The 17,709-nt window shown below is 72.0% G+C and carries 15 protein-coding genes; 13 read left to right on the forward strand and 2 right to left on the reverse strand.

Translation table 11 applies throughout. From position 1 onward, the window contains the following. Together AC5P1C_RS40490 and AC5P1C_RS40495 are read left to right on the forward strand one after the other, a co-directional pair. Window positions 1-990, forward strand: coding sequence for a 3-oxoacyl-ACP synthase III family protein (locus tag AC5P1C_RS40490; RefSeq protein WP_493871001.1), 990 nt, complete (start codon window positions 1-3; stop codon window positions 988-990). Further along, window positions 987-1,886 carry a 3-hydroxybutyryl-CoA dehydrogenase gene (locus AC5P1C_RS40495; protein WP_493871002.1) on the forward strand — a complete coding sequence of 300 codons (900 nt, stop codon included), beginning with the start codon at window positions 987-989 and terminating at the stop codon, window positions 1,884-1,886. Before AC5P1C_RS40490 ends, AC5P1C_RS40495 begins: the two co-directional genes overlap by 4 nt. Window positions 1,887-1,945: 59 nt before the next feature. Here the strand turns inward: AC5P1C_RS40495 and AC5P1C_RS40500 are convergent, their stop codons facing one another. Beyond that, complete coding sequence (locus AC5P1C_RS40500; protein ID WP_493871003.1) at window positions 1,946-2,707, reverse strand: thioesterase II family protein; 762 nt, start codon at window positions 2,705-2,707, stop codon at window positions 1,946-1,948. 326 nt (window positions 2,708-3,033) lie between these two features. On the opposite strand from AC5P1C_RS40500, the gene AC5P1C_RS40505 reads away from it, so the two are divergent. The 3 genes from AC5P1C_RS40505 to AC5P1C_RS40515 all read left to right on the forward strand — a co-directional run bounded on the left by AC5P1C_RS40505 (window position 3,034) and on the right by AC5P1C_RS40515 (window position 5,833). After that, on the forward strand, window positions 3,034-4,611 hold the full coding sequence (locus AC5P1C_RS40505) for an acyl-CoA carboxylase subunit beta (protein ID WP_493871004.1): 1,578 nt from the start codon (window positions 3,034-3,036) through the stop codon (window positions 4,609-4,611). Next, window positions 4,608-4,850 (forward strand): acyl-CoA carboxylase epsilon subunit, encoded by a 243-nt coding sequence (locus AC5P1C_RS40510; protein ID WP_493871005.1) that lies wholly within the window; start codon window positions 4,608-4,610, stop codon window positions 4,848-4,850. Before AC5P1C_RS40505 ends, AC5P1C_RS40510 begins: the two co-directional genes overlap by 4 nt. A gap of 209 nt (window positions 4,851-5,059) precedes the next feature. After that, entirely contained in the window at window positions 5,060-5,833 is a 774-nt protein-coding gene (locus tag AC5P1C_RS40515) for an alpha/beta fold hydrolase (RefSeq protein WP_493871006.1), read from the forward strand. 73 nt (window positions 5,834-5,906) lie between these two features. Here the strand turns inward: AC5P1C_RS40515 and AC5P1C_RS40520 are convergent, their stop codons facing one another. Continuing rightward, window positions 5,907-6,608 carry a hypothetical protein gene (locus AC5P1C_RS40520; RefSeq protein ID WP_493871007.1) on the reverse strand — a complete coding sequence of 234 codons (702 nt, stop codon included), beginning with the start codon at window positions 6,606-6,608 and terminating at the stop codon, window positions 5,907-5,909. Between the two features lie 462 nt (window positions 6,609-7,070). Here AC5P1C_RS40520 and AC5P1C_RS40525 point away from each other — a divergent pair, with 462 nt between their 5' ends. The 8 genes from AC5P1C_RS40525 to AC5P1C_RS40560 all read left to right on the forward strand — a co-directional run bounded on the left by AC5P1C_RS40525 (window position 7,071) and on the right by AC5P1C_RS40560 (window position 17,406). Next, entirely contained in the window at window positions 7,071-8,450 is a 1,380-nt protein-coding gene (locus AC5P1C_RS40525; RefSeq protein WP_493871008.1) for an aminoacyl--tRNA ligase-related protein, read from the forward strand. A gap of 36 nt (window positions 8,451-8,486) precedes the next feature. Next, entirely contained in the window at window positions 8,487-10,604 is a 2,118-nt protein-coding gene (locus AC5P1C_RS40530; RefSeq protein ID WP_493871009.1) for an AMP-binding protein, read from the forward strand. A gap of 80 nt (window positions 10,605-10,684) precedes the next feature. Then, the gene (locus AC5P1C_RS40535; protein ID WP_493871010.1) at window positions 10,685-11,326 is read left to right on the forward strand and encodes a cupin domain-containing protein; all 642 of its coding nucleotides are present in this window, start codon (window positions 10,685-10,687) and stop codon (window positions 11,324-11,326) included. Then, window positions 11,323-12,675 carry an aldehyde dehydrogenase family protein gene (locus tag AC5P1C_RS40540; RefSeq protein ID WP_493871011.1) on the forward strand — a complete coding sequence of 451 codons (1,353 nt, stop codon included), beginning with the start codon at window positions 11,323-11,325 and terminating at the stop codon, window positions 12,673-12,675. The genes AC5P1C_RS40535 and AC5P1C_RS40540 overlap by 4 nt, the downstream gene beginning before the upstream one ends. Before the next feature lie 48 nt (window positions 12,676-12,723). After that, entirely contained in the window at window positions 12,724-13,959 is a 1,236-nt protein-coding gene (locus tag AC5P1C_RS40545) for an ATP-grasp domain-containing protein (RefSeq protein ID WP_493871012.1), read from the forward strand. Next, the gene (locus AC5P1C_RS40550) at window positions 13,956-15,395 is read left to right on the forward strand and encodes an MFS transporter (protein WP_493871013.1); all 1,440 of its coding nucleotides are present in this window, start codon (window positions 13,956-13,958) and stop codon (window positions 15,393-15,395) included. Before AC5P1C_RS40545 ends, AC5P1C_RS40550 begins: the two co-directional genes overlap by 4 nt. Continuing rightward, the gene (locus AC5P1C_RS40555) at window positions 15,392-15,982 is read left to right on the forward strand and encodes a PaaI family thioesterase (protein ID WP_493871014.1); all 591 of its coding nucleotides are present in this window, start codon (window positions 15,392-15,394) and stop codon (window positions 15,980-15,982) included. The genes AC5P1C_RS40550 and AC5P1C_RS40555 overlap by 4 nt, the downstream gene beginning before the upstream one ends. A 197-nt stretch (window positions 15,983-16,179) precedes the next feature. Then, the gene (locus tag AC5P1C_RS40560; RefSeq protein WP_493871015.1) at window positions 16,180-17,406 is read left to right on the forward strand and encodes an MFS transporter; all 1,227 of its coding nucleotides are present in this window, start codon (window positions 16,180-16,182) and stop codon (window positions 17,404-17,406) included. Window positions 17,407-17,709 lie beyond the last annotated feature (303 nt).

The raw sequence follows: 17,709 nt of genomic DNA on the forward strand, positions 1-17,709 counted from the left end.
ATGGGAATAGGAATACTTTCCACCGGCTCCTATCTGCCCAAGCACGAGGTGGACAACGAAGAGGTCGCCGAGCGCGTCGGCGTCACCGCGGAGTGGATCGAACGCAAGACGCAGATCCAGTCGCGGCGCTACGCGGCCCCGCACGAGGCGACGTCCGACCTGGCGGTGCAGGCCGCCGAACGTGCCCTGACACAGGCGCAGTTGGCCCCAGAGCAGATCGACTACATCATCGTGTCGACCTCCACGGGGGACTTCCCGCAGCCGCCCACGTCGCACCTCGTCCAGCATGGGCTCGACGCCTGGGGCGCGGCCTGCTTCGACGTCAACGTCGTGTGCAGCGGCTTTGTCTACGCGCTCTCGCTCGCCCACAGTCTGGTGGCCATGCGGCCGGAAGCCCGGGTCCTGGTGATCGGGGCGGACGTGTACTCGCGGATCCTGGACTTCACCGACCACAGGACGGCGATCCTGTTCGCCGACGGTGCCGGAGCCGCGATCGTCGGGACGGTGCCCGAGCCCTACGGCATCATCGCGACCGACCTGGCGAGCCGCGGCGACGCCCACCACCTGATCCGCGTCGAGGCCGGCGGCAGCCGCAACCCGGCGTCGGCGAAGACCGTCGCGGAGGGCGGCCACTACTTCAAGATGGACGGCCGCGGGGTGCGCGACTTCGTCGCCGAACACGTGCCGCCGGCGCTGCTCGCCCTCGCGGACAAGGCGGGCGTGGACATCGGCGCCGTCGACCACTTCGTGCCGCACCAGGCCAACGGCGTGATGCTCGGCGACGTCGTCGAGCGCACGGGCCTCGGCGCCGCACAGACGCACCGCACGCTCATCAAGTACGGGAACGTCGGCAGCGCCTCGGTGCCCGTCGCACTCGACGAGGCCAACCGCACGGGAGCCCTTTCGCCGGGAGACCTGGTGCTGCTCGCCGGGTTCGGCGGCGGCATGTCGATCGGAGCATCACTTCTGACCTGGGGGTACCACGCATGACCACGTCCACGCAGAGCGCCGCCGGGCAGCGCACCGGCACGGACATCCGCCGGGTGGGTGTCGCCGGCAGCGGCATCATGGGCATCGGCATCGCCGAACTGTGCGCGAAGGCTGGGCTCGACGTGCGGGTCGCGGTGTTCTCCGACGCGTCCCTCGTGACGGCGCCGCAGCGCCTCGCCGCATCCCTGGACCGGGGCGTGGCCAAGGGCAAGCTGACCGAGCAGGAGCGCGACGAGGCCCTGGGCCGGGTGTCGTTCACGCGTGACCTCGGCGAACTGGCCGACCGGCAGCTGGTGGTCGAGGCCGTCAAGGAGGACGAGCAGGTCAAACAGGACCTGTTCGCGTCCCTCGACAAGATCGTCGAGGACCCGGACGCGATCCTGGCGACCAACACGTCCTCGATCCCGGTCGCACGTCTGGCCGCCGCGACCCGGCGTCCCGGCCAGGTCCTCGGCATGCACTTCTTCAACCCGGTGCCCGCGCTGCCGCTCGTCGAGCTCATCGACTCGGTGCTCACGGACGAGACGGTGAGCGCGCGGGCCCTGGTCTTCGTCCGCGACGTCCTCGGCAAGAAGCCGATCCCCTCGCCGGACCGGGCGGGCTTCCTCGTCAACGCGCTGCTCTTCCCCTACCTGCTCTCCGCGGTCCGGATGGTCGAGTCGGGCCTCGCGACCGCCGAGGTCATCGACCAGGGCATGACGCAGGGCTGCGCGCACCCGATGGGTCCGCTGCGGCTCGCCGACCTGATCGGCCTGGACACCACCGTGTCCATCGCGCAGGCCATGTACGAGGAGTTCAAGGAGCCGCTGTACGCGCCGCCGCCGCTCCTCAAGCGCATGGTCGAGGGCGGCCTGCTGGGCAAGAAGGCAGGCCGGGGCTTTTACGTATACGCGTAAATGCCTCCGCGGCGGCGGGACCGGGTCCCGCCGCCGCGGCAAGGTGTCGTGCGCCGCGGTCAGATGACCACGGCGTCGGCCAGCAGACCCTCGGTGACGGTCCCGGCGACCCGGTCCAGGTGGTCGCCGATGTAGAAGTGACCGCCGGAGAAGACCTTGAGGCCGAACGCGCCGGTGGTGTGCTCCTGCCAGGTCTGCGCCTCCGGCACCGTCACCATCGGGTCGCTGTCCCCGATCAGGGCGGTCACCGGAGCGGAGAGGGGCTCCCCCTCGCGCCATACGTAGGTGCTCAGGGCCCGGTAGTCGGCGCGCAGCCCGGGCAGCACCATCTCCAGGAGCTCGGGGTTCCGCAGCATGGCCTGGTCGGTGCCGCCGAGCTTGCGCACCTCCGCCAGCACGTCGGAGTCGTCGTAACTGTCCAGACGGGTGCTCGACCGGGTGTTGGGCGCGGCCCGCCCCGAGAGGAACAGCCGCTGCGGGCCGGGGAGTTCGCGCCGGGCGAGCAGCCGGGCCGTCTCGAAGGCGACAAGCGCGCCCATGCTGTGGCCGAAGAAGGCGTAGGGCCTGCCGGGGCGCACGGCGAGTTCGCGGGCCAGTTCCCCGGCGATCGCCTCGACCAGGGGATCCAGCGCCGTGAACGGCGCCTCGCGGTAGCGGTCCTGGCGCCCCGGGTACTGCACGGACACCACGTCGAGATCCCGTGGCAGCGCGCGCTCCAGAGGTGCGTACGCCGTCGCCGAGCCTCCCGCGTGCGGGAAGCACACGAGCCGCGGCCCCTCCGCCACGGCCGGGGTGAAGCGCCGGAACCATGTGCTGTTCACTGTGGTGTGTCCCTTCGTCGGTGGGCAGCGACTCGTCGGTGGGCGGCAACCGCGACAACGCCGATCGGCCGTACTCGTCCGGACATGGATGTGACCCGCCGGTGCCCTCGGGGGAATTGGGGCACCGGCGGGCTGATCGATGCTCCGCGGGGGCCTGTGCCCGTCCGTTTCGGAGCCACGGACCGAGCATCCCGCCGCGGACTCGAAGAGTGCTCGCGGGGCGGTCGAGAACGTGCCGGGCCGGTGTCAGGCGGCGCTCTAACCGGGTTCGAGTGACATGGCGGAAGCTGGTCGGCGGTTCATCACGACGGCCGGGAGGGGAAGCCATGACGACTCTGGACGACATGCCGGTCGGGCAGCACCGCGGCACGGTGGCCGAGCTCGCGGCCATCCGTGACGCCATGCGCCGGGGGCCCAGCGACAAGGCCACCGAGGCGCAGCGCGCCAAGGGCAAGCTCACCGCGCGGGAGCGGCTGCGGCTTCTCTTCGACGACGGCGTGTTCACCGAGGTCGAAGGGTTGCGCAGACACCGGGCGAGCGGCTTCGGCCTGGAGGACAAGCGCCCCTACACCGACGGCGTGATCACCGGCTGGGGCCGGGTGTTCGGACGTACCGTCTTCGCCTACGCCCACGACTTCAGGATCTTCGGGGGCTCCCTCGGAGAGGCGCACGCCGAGAAGATCCACAAGATCATGGACATGGCCGCGACGGCGGGAGCCCCGATCGTGGGCCTGTGCGACGGCGCGGGCGCACGCATCCAGGAAGGTGTGACCGCGCTCGCCGGATACGGCGGGATCTTCCAGCGCAACGTACGCAACTCCGGGGTCATCCCGCAGATCAGCGTGATGCTGGGCCCGTGCGCGGGCGGGGCGGCCTACTCCCCGGCGCTGACCGACTTCGTGTTCATGGTGCGCGGCACCTCGCAGATGTTCATCACCGGGCCCGACGTGGTGCAGGCCGTCACCGGGGAGCAGATCACCCAGGACGCTCTCGGCGGGGCCGACGCCCACGCCAGTCTCTCCGGGGTCGCCGGTTTCGCCTACGACGACGAGGAGAGCTGCCTCGCCGACGTCCGCTACCTGCTGTCCTTCCTGCCCTCCAACAACCGCGAGATGCCGCCGTCGGAGGCCTGCGCCGACCGGCCCGACCGGCTCACCCCGGCCATGCTCGACCTGGTGCCGGCCGACGTGAACCGCGCGTACGACATGCGCGGGGTCATCGAGGAGTGCGTCGACGCCGGCGAATACTTCGAGGTGCACGAAACCTGGGCGCCCAACGTGGTGTGCGCACTGGCCCGCCTCGACGGCCATGTGGTCGGCATCGTCGCCAACCAGCCCGCGTCGCTCGCCGGTGTCCTGGACATCAAGGGCAGCGAAAAGGCGGCCCGTTTCGTGCAGATGTGCGACTCGTTCAACATCCCGCTCGTGACGCTGGTCGACGTGCCGGGCTTCCTGCCCGGCGTCGACCAGGAGCACGGCGGCATCATCCGGCACGGCGCCAAGCTCCTGTACGCGTACTGCAACGCCACGGTCCCGCGCATCCAGCTGATCCTGCGCAAGGCCTACGGAGGCGCGTACATCGTCATGGACTCGCGCTCCATCGGCTCGGACATATCCCTTGCCTGGCCCGGCAACGAGATCGCGGTGATGGGGGCCGAGGGCGCCGCCAACGTCATCTTCCGGCGAGAGATCGCGGCCTCCGAGGACCCCGACTTCGCCAGGGCCCAGCACATCAAGGAGTACCGGGACCAGCTCATGCACCCGTACTACGCCGCCGAACGCGGTCTCGTCGACGACGTCATCGACCCCGCGGAGACCCGCGTACGGCTGATCGACGCACTCGCCATGCTGAGCACCAAATACGCCGCCCAGCCCTCCCGCAAGCACGGGAACCAGCCCCAGTGAGCACGGGGGAGCGGGCATGCCGCGCGGGCGCGGACGGGGCAGGACCGCTGCTCGTGGTCACGGCCGGCAACCCGACGCCGGAGGAGCTGGCCGCCGTCACCGTCGCCCTGATCGACCTCGCCCGCGGCCGGGCCGCGGAGCCTGCCGCACCGCCGCCCCGGGCCACCTGGCACCGCGGCCCGGTCGGCGGTCCGGCCCATGGGGCACAGCTGCGCTGGGCCGGCCGCGGCCGAAGGTGAAGCGGGCGTGCAGTTCGGTGGCAAGGTGTGTGGAGGCCGCGGTGATCGCCGCGTTGACGGGGCTCCGCGGGACCCAGGATGCAAGAGCCGTCACGGCGAAGCTGCAAGCGATCCCCACCCGCCGCCGCCCTGTTTCCGACGAGGAAACGGGTGAGTTCCGTACCGAGCGGGACGAGAACGGGAATCCCGGGGAATTGAGGGAGCGCACCATGCCGTACGTCGATGCCAACGGGATCCGTCTGTACGTGGAAGACCAGGGTGAGGGCCCCGCACTGGTTTTGCTGCACGGTACCGGCACCAGCGGCCGGGTCTGGGACGCGCAGTTGGCGGACCTGGCAAGGGACCATCGGATGTTCGCCGTCGACTCGCGCGGCTGCGGCCGCTCGGACCGGCCGGCGGAGGGCAACGACATCGCGGGCAACACCGCGGACGTCCTCGCCGTGATCGACGCCCTCGGCCTCGACAGGCCCGTGGTGGTGGGCAGTTCGGTGGGCGCGGTGTTCGCCATCGAGGCGGCGCTCGCCGCACCCGACCGGATCGGCGGGATCGTCTCGATCGACGGACCCGGCTACTGGCCGGCCGTCTCGCTGGGCGAGAAGCTGGTGGAGGTCGCCGCCGCGACCGACCGGGCCGCGCAGTTCGCCGACTGGGTGCCCACCTGGTACAGCCCGGCGGCACCCCCGGAGCTGATCGCCTCGACACTGCGGCAGATACTGGAATCCAGCGAGCACGTCGACGAACTCTTCGCCGACGGCGCCTCGTACGACCCGCGCGAGCGGATCCGCGAACTCGCCGTCCCGGTGCTCTTCCTGCACGGCGCCCTGGACGCCTCGATCCCCTCCGAGGTCTCCCGGGTCCTGGCCTCTCTCGCCCCGCAGGGCGCGTTCCGGCTCATCGAGGGCGCGGGCCACATGCCGCACCAGGAGCGGCCCGAAGCGGTCAACGCGGCCCTGCGGCAGGCCGCCGCGCGCATTGCCGCGTGATGCCGTGCCGATGAACTGCTGAGGGGCCGCGGCCTGTTCGGGCCGGCGGCTCCCCTGCGGGCGAACGGTCCGTTCAGGCCGTCGGCTCGCCGCCGAGTGCCCGCCGGACGATCGCGCTGATGTCCTGGCCCGCCATGAGCCCGGCGAGTTCGGTGCGCAGCCACGCCACCTTCTCGTCGGTGACCGCCGGGTGGATGCCCGGCACCGGCTTCTCCGCGGCCGCCTGGAGGAACGCGGCGATGGCGCGCTCGGCGACCTTGCGCTTGTCGGTCTCCTGGACGGTGAGGACCAGCTGCAGCGAGTCCTCCTCGCCGACGACCGCGGGGCAGGCCTGGCCCGGCGGCAGATAGACGGCGCTCGTACGGTGCAGAGTGATCGTCACCGGCACCCGCCCGTAGGCGAGGTCCCAACTGCTGCTGCCTTCCAGCTGGAGCACGAACGTGTGGTCGCCCGCGGCGGCCGGCTCCGGAGCGACGGTGCCCGCGCGGCACAGCACCAGGGCCGCCTGCGCGTCGGCCGCCCCGAGGTCCTCGCACAGCGCGGTGACGAGGTCCGCGATGCCCGCAAGCCACTCGCCGGGGTTCTCGAAGCGGACGCTCTCGCCGCCCGCGAACCGCTCCTCGGCGGCCGGGTCGCGCTTCCAGAGGTCGGCCGGCGTGGCCGTGTCGGGAAGCGCGCGGCAGTGGAAGGACGCGGGCCTGATGCCCCACACCTCGCCGAAGAAGGAATCGGTGTCGCCGACGATGCCGGCGAGCCGGATCGGCAGATTACGCACACCTGTACCCGTACTGGTGGCTCCCGAGGGGGCGGTTGCCGGCAAGCGGGCGCCTTGGGAGGTGGGATCGAGCGCGACGGTCATGGCTGCGTACCTTCCTGCTCCGCACAGTGACGGGCACCCACGTTATGAGTGCCGCGGCGGCAGGGGCAATCGCAAGAAGCGGACCCTCAAGGGGAAGTCCAGCGCTTCTGGATCCGACCGGCCGAGCTCATTCATATACCACTGGCCAAAGGTGAACTGCCCTGCCGAAAAACAATCCGGCGCACCGGGAAGATCACAATCATCGCAGCTCAAGGCGGTGCGCACCGCTCCCGAAGCCGTCTTCCCCAGCCCGCTGGAATCCCGCTCGAGTTCGGCTGCACACACGGCTGCAATTCGTTGACGCACTTCGCGCGGCCCTCCTAGTTTCTCGTCCCGTCACGGCGAACTCTCGCAGCGATGGACCCCGGAGGGAGATTCATGGGCCAGGTAGTGGACGTCCAGATACTCGACGGCTCAGGAAACGTCCTCTGGCGGGGATCGGAGAGCGACTACCCCGCCGCCCTCGGAGCCATCGACCCCGACAACTCGGCGCTGCGCATGCTCGCCGACGGGGACCCCGAGCACCGCTGCGCACGCGACGACGTCATGCGCACCGCCGAGAACCTGCAGCTCGTCAGCCGCCGCGGCACACCGCGCGGCTTCCTGACGACCCTGCCGCGCGGCGCGGTCCTCGAGGCGGGCGTCGACGCCTTCAACGCACAGCACCTCGCGGGCCTGGAGATCAACACCGTGCACTTCCCGCTGGTGTTCGACGACTCCTCCGAGCCGATGCGCGAGCTGACCAGCCAGTACGCGGAGCAGTCCCGGATGTTCGAGCTCGCCGAGGGCGACGGCAAGCTCAAGCTCGCCTACGCGGCCGACCCGAGCCTCTTCTCCTGGCTCAAGGACTCCGTCCTGCAGCGCGCCAGGCTGCCGTACGCGATGTACAGCCCGCAGCCGGTGTTCCGCCGCTTCAAGTCCGGCGAGACCAACATCCAGCGCCGCCGCCAGTTCAACGTGCCCGACGTGCACATCTGGTGCCACCCCGACGACGTCGCCGAGCGCTATCTGCACGCGCTCCAGCAGGCCGCGGACGCCACCGCCTACTGGTTCCAGCACGACTACGTCCACGTCCTGGACTCCGTCGCCGGCACCAGCCACGACACCGACGACTTCCACCGGCAGTGCGCCAAGGCCGCGGGCGGCATCACCGTCGTACGCCGCCTCGCCGCGCACCCCAAGTACTACGCGCAGAAGACCGGCATCCTCGTCTCGTCGGGCTACGACCTCGTGATGCTCCAGAACCTCCAGCTCGACGAGGTCAACGCGCCCCGCTTCAACATCCGCACGGACACCGGGGAGCACCCCAGCCTCATCCACGCCTGCGTCGCCATGGGCGGCTCCCGGCTCCTCCCGCTGGTCATCGGCCGCGGCCTGGCCGGGCTCGGCCCGCAGGTCATCCCCGCGGAACTGGCCTGGAACCAGGTGGTGTTCCTGCCGCTCGCCGAGAAGCACGTGGGCCGCGCCTACGAGCTCGCGGGGCCGCTGTGGATCGACGGCGTACGCACCGCGGTCGACCTGGAGTTCAAGCGGCCGATCGGGGCCCGCATCGGGCGGCTGCGGCGCGAATGGCAGCCGCTGTACTGCGTGGTCGGCGACCGCGAACTGTCCGAGCAGCCGCGCTTCCAGGCCGCGAGCGGACCCGGCATCAACCAGGACTACCAGGAGTTCCTCGCCGAGCAGCTGCCCGGCTGGCTGCGCTGCCGCCCCGCCACGCCGGTCGGCGCCGCGCCCCTGCCGTTCGCCAACGCCTCCTGAACAGGTCCTGAACTGCCCCGCGGAAGGTACCTCTCCATGACTGACTGGCCCCACCTGCTGGCCGGACTCCCCGCGGGCGCCCGGGTAGTGGTCCGATGTCCCAGCGGTCAGCGCCTCGCCGACGTGCTGACCGCCTGTTTCGAACAGCACCTGGTGTGCGTGCCGCTCTCGCCGCGCGCCACCGACGCGGAACTCACCGAACTCGCCACCAGGGTCGCCGCCTCCGCCGTCCTCGACGGGCCCACCGCACAGGCCCGCCCCCTGCCGGGCGACCCCGTCCACCCGGAGGCCGAAGGACTGGCGTACATCATGGTCACCTCGGGCTCCACCGGCCGCCCCAAGGGCGTCAAGATCGGCAGGGAGGCCCTGCTCGGCAACGCCCGCAAGACCGCGGACCTGCACCGCTTCGGCCCCGAACGGCCGCACGGCACCTGCCTGCCGCTGTTCCACTGCAACGCCATCGTCATGTCGCTGACCGGCGCCCACGCGACCGGGACGCCGCTGGTGCTCTCCCACCCCTTCGACGCGTTCCGCTACTTCAAGGAACTCGACGCCGCGGGCGCCCGGACCGCCTCCATCGCCCCCGCCCTGCTGCACGACCTCGTCGAGGCAGGACCGCCCTGGCCCGACGGACTCGACTACCTGATCACCGCCGCCGCCCCGCTCACCAGCGACCTGGCCCGCCGCTTCCACGACCGGTACGGGCCGCGCCTGCGCCAGGGCTACGGCCTGACCGAAGCGGTCAACTTCAGCTTCGTCATGCCGAGCCTGGACAGCGCCGCCTTCCGCGAGCAGTACGTCGACCAGCAGCCGCCCGTCGGGCTTCCGCTGCCCGGCACCGAACTGCGCCTGGAGGACGGCGAGGTGTGGCTGCGCACCCCCGACCGGATGCAGGGCTACTGGGGCGACCCCAGAGCCACCGCGCGCGCCCTCACCGACGACGGCTGGCTGCGCACCGGCGACATGGGCGAACTGCGCGACGGCTTCCTGGTCCTGCGCGGCCGCCGCGACGACCGGGTCAACCGGGGCGGCGAGAAGTACCACCCCGGCGAGATCGAACAACGCTGGCGCGCACGCGGCCTCGACATCCGCTTCGCCGCCGTCGCCGTCGCCGAACCCGCCCTCGGCCAGGACTTCGGCCTGGTCGCCGAAGGCGCCGACGCCGCACGGCTGCGCTCGGTCTTCGAGGGCGGCTTCCCGCGCCCCCTCGCGGTGGCCGGCGGCGGATTCGAGACCACCGAGACCGGCAAGCCCCGCCGCTCGCTGATGGGCCGCCGCCTGGCCGCCCTGCGCGACAGCGGCCCGCGCTACGAGGACCTCATCGGATACGCCGTCACCGCGGCCCGCGCCCTCGTCGAAAGCCCGCACCGCCCCGCCACCGCCCAGGCCGGCCACGTCCACCAGCAGGCCCTCGCCCTCGTCACGGCCTTCCCCACCGCGGCGCCGGTGGCGGGCACACCCCGCAGCGCGGCGCACGACTCCCTGGACGCCCTGGTGTCCGGCTGGCCCGAGTTCGCCGCGGGCACGGCCACCGGCGAGGAGCTGATGCAGCGTCACCGCGGCCTGTGGAAGCGCCTCATGACCGAGTGGCCGATGGGCAGCTACCCCGACCTCGCGGCCCGCACCCTGGAGGCCGCGGGGCTGCTCACCGGTCGCATCCTCGAGGTCGGCTCGGGCGTGGGCAACACCACCGAGCGGATCGCTCACCGCGTCGACGGCGAGTTCGTCTGGTCCGACCGGCTGCCCGAACTCGTCGCGCGGGGCCGCTGGCCCGGCACCGGGGCCGTCCTCGACCTCGACCGCGAACCCCCGGCGGAGCTGGGCACGTTCGACACCATCGTGGCCACCAACGTCGTGCACTGCGTCGCCGACAAACCCGCCACCCTGAGCCGCCTGCACGACCTGCTCGTCCCCGGCGGACGGCTCGTGCTCGCCGAGGGATCGAGCCCCACCACCGGCCAGGGCGCCCCCTGGGCACTGGACTTCCTCTTCAGCCTCTTCGACGGCTGGTGGGACCGCGGCGGCTTCCGCACCCGCTGGGAGTGGCTCGCGCTGATGGAGGCCGCCGGGCTCCACCAGCCCGGCTTCTCCGCCCTGCGTGCCGGACCGTACGACCTGGGCGGCGTCGTGTGGGCGTCCCGCCCCGCCCGCTGAGCCTTCCCCGCCGGCGCCCCGCGTCCCGCACCGGGCGTCTCCTCCGCACACCGCACCCCTCCCCACCTCAAGGAGCAGGCATGGCCACCGCCACCGAGACCGTCACCACCGAGACCACCGCCACCGACGCGCAGGCCACGACGACCACCGCCGCGGAGCCGACCCGCATCGCTGCCCCCGGTCAGTCCACGCTGAACATCGTCGACTGGGCCATGAGCCGGGTCACCGAGGACGCCACAGACCTGCACATCGACCACGGCCTGCGCCCCGTGCACGTCCACGGCTCCGCCGCCACCGGCCAGGCTCTGGTCTCCAACGGAGCGGTCGGCGCCGACGTGATCCGGCTCCCGGCCGGGCACGGCTTCCTGCCGCACACCCACCCCGGCCACCACATCCTCATCGTCGTGGGCGGCGAGGGCACCATCACGTACGACGGCCGCGTCTACCCCACCCACGCCGGTCAGATCTACCTGGTCGAGGGCGAGGTGCCGCACGCCGTCGGCGCCATCACCGACCACGTGATCGTCGCCGTCGGCTCCCCGCACAAGCACATCGACGCCGAGGACCGCATGGCGCCCGTGCCCTACGAGGAGGTCGTCGCCCCCGACGGCGACCTGACCTGCCTCATCTGCGACATCAGCGCCATCGCCCCCAAGCGGCTGCACGACGAGAGCTGCCACCACTGCCCGTGCAAGGACTGCGCGGCACGGGAATCCCGATGACCGCCGCGCCGATCCGGCTCATCGACCCGCGCACCGGACAGGTACGCGGCGAGAGCCCCAACGGACGCGAACACGACATCGCCCAGGCCGTGGACGCCGTCCGCAAGGCCACCGGCCGCTGGGCCGCGTACACGCCACGCGAACGCGCCTACCGCCTGGACCGGCTCGCCGACCTCATCGAGGAGCACGCCGACCAGTACACGGCCCGCGAGCAGGCAGGCACCGGAAAGCCCCGCGCCGAAGTCATGCAGGAGATCGGTGAGGCCGCCGACCTCTTCCGCTTCTACGCCTGGGCGGCACGCACCGCCACCGCGCCCGCGGCCGGCGGGCTCAAGGCGGGCCACGAGAGCTGGGTGCGCTGGGAGCCGATCGGCGTCGTCGCCGCTGTCGTGCCGTGGAACTACCCGCTGATGATGGCCGCCTGGCGCTGCGCACCCGCGCTCGCCGCGGGCAACGCCGTCCTCGTCAAGCCTGCCGAGTCGACGCCCGACTCGCTCGACCTGCTCGCCTCCCACGCCGCCGACGCGCTCGGGCCCGACGTGCTCGCCGTCGTCACGGGGGACCGGCAGACCGGGCGCCTCCTCGTGGACAGCGACGTCGACATGATCGCCTTCACCGGCAGCAACGCCGCGGGCGCCGACGTCCAGACGCGGGCCGGCATCCGCCGCGTCAGCCTCGAACTGGGCGGCAACAGCCCGGTCATCGTGCTGCCCGACGCACCCGGACACACCTACGCCGACCTCGCCGCGGCCTGCACGTACAACGCGGGGCAGAGCTGCGCGGTGCCCGCCCGGGTGATCACCCTGGAGGAGAACTACCGCGGCACGGTGCAGGCGCTCGGTGAGGCCATGTCCGAGCGGCTCGCCGGACGGGACTTCGGGCCGCTCAACAACGCGGACCAGGCCGCGCGCTACGACCGCATCGTGGCCGCCGCCGGCGCCGACCGCGACGTGACCGCGCCGCTGGCCACCGGGCCCGGCGAGGAGAACGGCTACTGGCGCGGCGCCCGCCTCCTGGCCGACCTGCCTGACGACAGCCCCGCCCTCACCGAGGAGGTCTTCGGGCCGCTGCTCACCGTGCAGAGCGCCCGCGACCTCGAACACGCCCTGGACATCGCGCACTCGGTGCCCCAGGCGCTCGCCGCCAGCGTCTGGACGAAGGACCTGGGCCACGCCCTCGACCTGGCCGGGCGGCTCGACGCCGGAGAGGCGTGGGTCAACTGCCACCTGGTGCAGACCGCGGAACTCCCGCACGGCGGGCGCGGCGCCTCCGGCCAGGGCACCGACCTGAGCGTCCTCGCCCTGCACGAGTACCAGCGGCCCAAGACCGTCACGGTCCGCCTCGGCTGACCTCGAAGTCCCGAAGCTCCGAAGCCCGCCCCGACGAAGGACCCCCCCATGAAGATCGCCATCGTAGACGGCTATTCGACCGCCCGTTTCCTGGTCGGGGAACTGACCGGGCGCGGCGCCGACTGCCTCCACCTGCGCAGCCAGGAACACCCGCCCGCGGTGTACGCCCGAGCCTTCGACGCCACCACCTACCGCGAGGACTTCGGCTGGTTCGCCCGTGCCTCCCACGCGGCGGCCGCCCTCGCGGAGGCGGGCGTCGACCGCGTCGTGGCAGGCACCGAGTCCGGAGTCCTCCTTGCCGACGAGCTCAACCACCTGCTGGACCTGCCCGGCAACGCACCCGAGACGGCCGAGGCGCGGCGCGACAAGGCCGCCATGGCCAAGGCGCTCAGGGCCGCCGGCATCACCGCCGTCGAGGACACCGAGGTCGCCACGGCCGAGGAGGGCCTGGCCTGGTTCCACGGCCGCGGGGGCCGCCCGGTGGTGGTCAAGCCGCGCGCCAGCGCGGGCAGCGACAACGTCTGGGTCTGCCACACCGCCGAGCAGGTCACCGCCGCCTGCCGCAAGGTACTGGCCGACACCGACTTCTTCGGCACGCCCAACCACACGGCGCTCGTCCAGGAGTACCTGGACGGCCCGGAGTACCACGCCGACTCCGCCTCGCTCGACGGCGAACACAAGATCGCCGAAGTGTGGCGCTCCACCCGACTGCCGCAGGGCAACGGGGCGTTCGTGTACGACTACGAGGAGCCCCTCCAGGCCGACGACCCCATCGCCGTCCGGATCTCGGCGTACGTCAAGGACGTCCTGACCGCCCTCGGCATCCGCAACGCCGCCGGACACAGCGAACTGCGCATCACCGAGCGCGGCCCGGTGCTCCTGGAGACCGGCGCCCGGCTCATCGGCGGCATCCTGCCGCACGTCGCCGAGGAGCAGTCGGGCGTCTCCCACGTCAGCCTGCTCACCGACACCCTGGTCGACCACGCCGCGTTCGCCGCGTTCGACGACACCGCCGTGCGCTGGGCCAAGCCCGTCCGCTGGGTGTCCCTCATCAGCGACCGCGCGGGCACGGCCACCACCGACACCTGGCGCGAGACCCTGACCCAACTGCCCACCTTCCAGGGCCTGGTCAGTCGCATCGGTCCGGGTAAGCCGGTGCCGGCCACGGTGGACCTGGCCTCGTCACCGGGGTTCGTCTACCTCGTGGGCGAGCGCCACGAGGACGTGGTGCGCGATTACGAGGCGCTGCGTGCCGCGGAGAAGGAAGGGTTCTACCTGTCGTGAGCGCCGAATCCGCTTCCGCGAAGGACGCCGAAGGGGCCGAGAACGCCAAGGGGGCCACGGGGTCCAAGGGGTCCAAGGGGTCCAAGGGTGCGAAGCCCGACCCGTCCCTGGCCGGTCCGCTGCGCGTCTTCGTCCTCGTCTCCCTCCTCGACTCCCTCGGCACCGGCCTCTACCTCGCCGGCAGCGCTGTCTACTTCGTCCGCATCGTCGGCCTCTCCCCGGCCCAGCTCGGCCTCGGCATGACCATCGCCGGGTGCGCCGGGTTCCTCGCGACCGTCCCCATCGGCCTGCTCGCCGACCGGCTGGGCGCCAAACGCGTCCTGACCGGCCTGCAACTCTGGCTCGCGATCACCTTCACCGCCCTTGCGTTCGTCGACGGTCCGCTCGCCTTCGCCGTCGTCTGCTCGCTGATGGTCATGGCCGAGTGCTCCGCGCCCCCGATGATCCAGGCCGTCGTCGCCGACCTGATGCGGGGCAGCGGCCAGGTCAACGCCATGGCTCGCATCCGCACCGTGCGCAACATCGGTTACGCGGCGGGCTCGCTGCTCGCCGTACCGCTGATGGCGACCGACACCCGCTGGGCGTTCCAGGCGCTGCTCATCGCCAACGCCGTGTCCTACGTCGTGGCGGCGATACTCCTGCGCGGGGTCAAGCTGCGGGCGACCGTACGGGCGGCCGTGCGCCCCTCCGGCGCTCGCCGCCGCCTGCGCCCGGAGCTGCCCGGAGGTCTCGGCGACCGCCGCTTCCTCGCGGTGACCGGGATCAACGGCGTCCTCGTACTGCACAGCACGGTGCTCAACGTGGGCCTGCCGCTGTGGATCGTGGAGAACACGAAGGCGCCGGTCGTGACGGTTCCGCTGCTCTTCGTCCTGAACAGCGCGCTGGTGATCGGTCTTCAGGTGCGGTTCAGCCGGGGCGCCGACACGCCCGGCCGCAGCCGCCGCGTCCTGTACTACGCGGGTGTCGCCCTGGCGGCCACCTGTGTGCTGTTCGCCCTCAGCTCGAAGCCGGGCCCTGTCGGTGCGGTCATCCTCCTTACCCTCGCTGTCCTCGCCCTGACGGCGGGCGAACTGTGGCAGGCCATCGCGGGCTGGGCCCTGCCGGTCGACCACGCCCCCGAGGGGCGGCGCGCCGAGTACCTCTCGGTGTTCAACCTGGGCGTCACCGTGCAGGGCATCCTCGGCCCGCTCCTGGTCACGGCGCTGATCACCTTGCGGGGCACGGGCTGGCTGCTGCTCGCCGGGGCGTTCGCGCTGTGCGCGGTGCTCGCAGGGCCGCTGGTCGCGGCGCTGGAGAGGTCGCGCAAGGCGTCCGCGGAGGCCCTTGTCCCGGAAGCCCCTGCCCCGGAGGCTCTTGTCGGGCCGGTGATTCCCGCCGAGCCGGACGCCCGTACGGAGCCCGAGGTCCTCGCCGAGCGCCAGGGGGAGCTCCGGTGACCGCCGCGGCGGCTGCCTCCGAGCGCACCACTCCGCCGCCCGGCGCCCGCGTCCCCGCCTCGCCCGTGACGGCGGGGCAGGCTCGCGTCAGGCTGCCGCACACCCCGGGCCACCCGTCCTGCTTCGCCTGCGGGCCCGCGGTCCCGTCCGGACTCGGCCTGCGGGTCACCGGCACCGACGAGCAGGGCATCACCGCCCTGGTCAACCTCGCCGACGTGCACCAGGGCGCGCCCGGCATCGCACACGGCGGCATCGTGGCCGCCGTACTCGACGAGGCCACCAGCCTCGCGGTGTGGCACGTACTGAACCGCCCGAACGTCACGGGCCGCCTGGAGATCCAGTTCCGCGCCCCGGTCCCGCTCGGCCGCCCGCTGCACGTGCGCGCCACCTGCACCGCCGTACACGGCAGGAAGGCCTACGCCACCGCCGAACTGCACTCGGACGGGCCCGACGGGACGGTGGCGGCCACCGCCGCGGCCGTCTACATCGCCGTACAGCAGGACCACTTCGACCACCCCGCCCAGCACACCGCAGGCACGGCGGAGCCCCGCGTCCCCACACCCGCCGGCACCGCGCCCTGCTCCTGAGATCCGAAGGCACCACTGCTCACGACCGGCCCACCGCTCGCGCGACGACCCTTCTCCGAGGACGGACGATGACCTCCACCCTGCCCAACCCACCAGTCACCGAGGCGCCACCCGCCCCACCAGCCCAGCCAACCGCGCCAGTTCAGGCGCCCGCCGAACCTGCCCCCTCCTCCAGCAGACGCGTCGCCATCGCCGGGATGATCGGCTCCACCGTCGAGTGGTACGACTTCTACCTCTACGGCACGGCCACCGCCCTCGTCTTCAACGAGCTCTTCTTCTCCAGCCTCGACCCGGTGACCGGCGTCCTCGCCGCCTTCGGCACCTACACGGTCGGCTTCCTCGCCAGGCCACTGGGTGCCGCGGTCGCCGGACACATGGGCGACCGCCTCGGACGCAAACCCGTCCTCGTCGCATCGCTGTTGGTGATGGGCCTGGCGAGCGCACTCGTGGGGCTGCTTCCCACCTACCGGCAGGCGGGACTGATCGCGCCGATCCTGCTCGTCGTGCTGCGCCTGGTGCAGGGCTTCGCGGTCGGCGCCGAGCAGGGCGGCGCCGCGGTGCTCACGGTGGAGAGCGCGACGTCCAAGCGGCGCGGCCTGTGGGGCAGCTTCGCCATGTCCGGGTCGTCACTCGGTCTGCTGCTCTCCTCCAGCGCCTTCGCCCTCACCCAGTGGCTCACGGACGACAAGGCGTTCCTCGCCTGGGGCTGGCGCGTGCTGTTCCTGTCCAGCGTCGTGCTGATCGTCGTGGGCCTCGTCCTGCGGGCCACGCTCCAGGAACCGAAGGTCTTCACCACCGTGCAGCCCGCCGAGAAGCCGCTGCGCGACATCGTGCGCCATCACCGCGCCCCGCTGTTCCAGGCCATCGGCATGCGCATCTCGCAGACCGGAGCCTCGTACTTCTACACGGTGTTCGTGCTGTTCTACCTGACCGAGCAGACAGGCCACCCCAAGAGTCTCGGCGTGACCGCGGTGACGATCAGCGCGGCCCTCAGCATGCTCACGTCCCCGCTGTGGGGCGCGGCCTCGGACCGCTTCGGCCGGCGGCCCGTCTTCCTGTTCGGCGCGATAGGCAGCGCGCTGTACGTCGTGCCGTTCTTCCTCCTCGTCCAGAACGGCTCGGCCGCCGTCATCGTGCTGTCCGTCGTGCTCGGCGTGAACGTCTTCCACGACGCCATGTTCGGTCCGCAGGCAGCCTGGTTCAGCGAACTCTTCCGCACCGACATACGCATGAGCGGTGCCTCCCTCGGCTACCAGACGGGCGCGGTGCTCGGCGGTGGCCTGCTGCCCCTCGTTGCCACCTCCCTGTACCTCCTCGCCGCCAAGACGCCGTGGCTGGTGTGCGGCTACTTCCTGCTCCTTTCGGCCCTGACCGTCACGGCGGCGCTGCGGGCGCCGGAGACGCGGGGGCGCGAGCTGGGCTGAACCGCCCGCACTCCGTGGAGGCACGAGCACCGCTCGACCAGCGGTGCATAGCCTCAGAGCGGTGTACGACCCTGCACCGCTACGCGTGTCCGCCGACGTGTCTGCCTGCGCTCGCGGACCAGCAATGACAGGAGCAGACACACGCATGACCGTGCAAACAACTGCCGCCAGCGGGGCAGGGCCGCTAGACAAAGAGGTCCGCCGTCTGGATCGGGTGATCATCCGTTTTGCGGGTGACTCGGGTGACGGTATGCAGCTGACGGGTGACCGGTTCACGTCGGAGACGGCGTCCTTCGGGAACGA

Source organism: Streptomyces sp. A18, from assembly GCF_059026065.1.

Excerpts from the sequence above, each read along its gene's own strand:
- AC5P1C_RS40495 (WP_493871002.1), top strand. The coding sequence starts at position 987 with ATGACCACGTCCACGCAGAGCGCCGCCGGGCAGCGCACCGGCACGGAC.
- AC5P1C_RS40545 (WP_493871012.1), top strand. The coding sequence starts at position 12,724 with ATGAAGATCGCCATCGTAGACGGCTATTCGACCGCCCGTTTCCTGGTC.
- AC5P1C_RS40505 (WP_493871004.1), top strand. The coding sequence starts at position 3,034 with ATGACGACTCTGGACGACATGCCGGTCGGGCAGCACCGCGGCACGGTG.
- AC5P1C_RS40515 (WP_493871006.1), top strand. The coding sequence starts at position 5,060 with ATGCCGTACGTCGATGCCAACGGGATCCGTCTGTACGTGGAAGACCAG.
- AC5P1C_RS40490 (WP_493871001.1), top strand. The coding sequence starts at position 1 with ATGGGAATAGGAATACTTTCCACCGGCTCCTATCTGCCCAAGCACGAG.
- AC5P1C_RS40525 (WP_493871008.1), top strand. The coding sequence starts at position 7,071 with ATGGGCCAGGTAGTGGACGTCCAGATACTCGACGGCTCAGGAAACGTC.
- AC5P1C_RS40530 (WP_493871009.1), top strand. The coding sequence starts at position 8,487 with ATGACTGACTGGCCCCACCTGCTGGCCGGACTCCCCGCGGGCGCCCGG.
- AC5P1C_RS40535 (WP_493871010.1), top strand. The coding sequence starts at position 10,685 with ATGGCCACCGCCACCGAGACCGTCACCACCGAGACCACCGCCACCGAC.
- AC5P1C_RS40540 (WP_493871011.1), top strand. The coding sequence starts at position 11,323 with ATGACCGCCGCGCCGATCCGGCTCATCGACCCGCGCACCGGACAGGTA.
- AC5P1C_RS40560 (WP_493871015.1), top strand. The coding sequence starts at position 16,180 with ATGATCGGCTCCACCGTCGAGTGGTACGACTTCTACCTCTACGGCACG.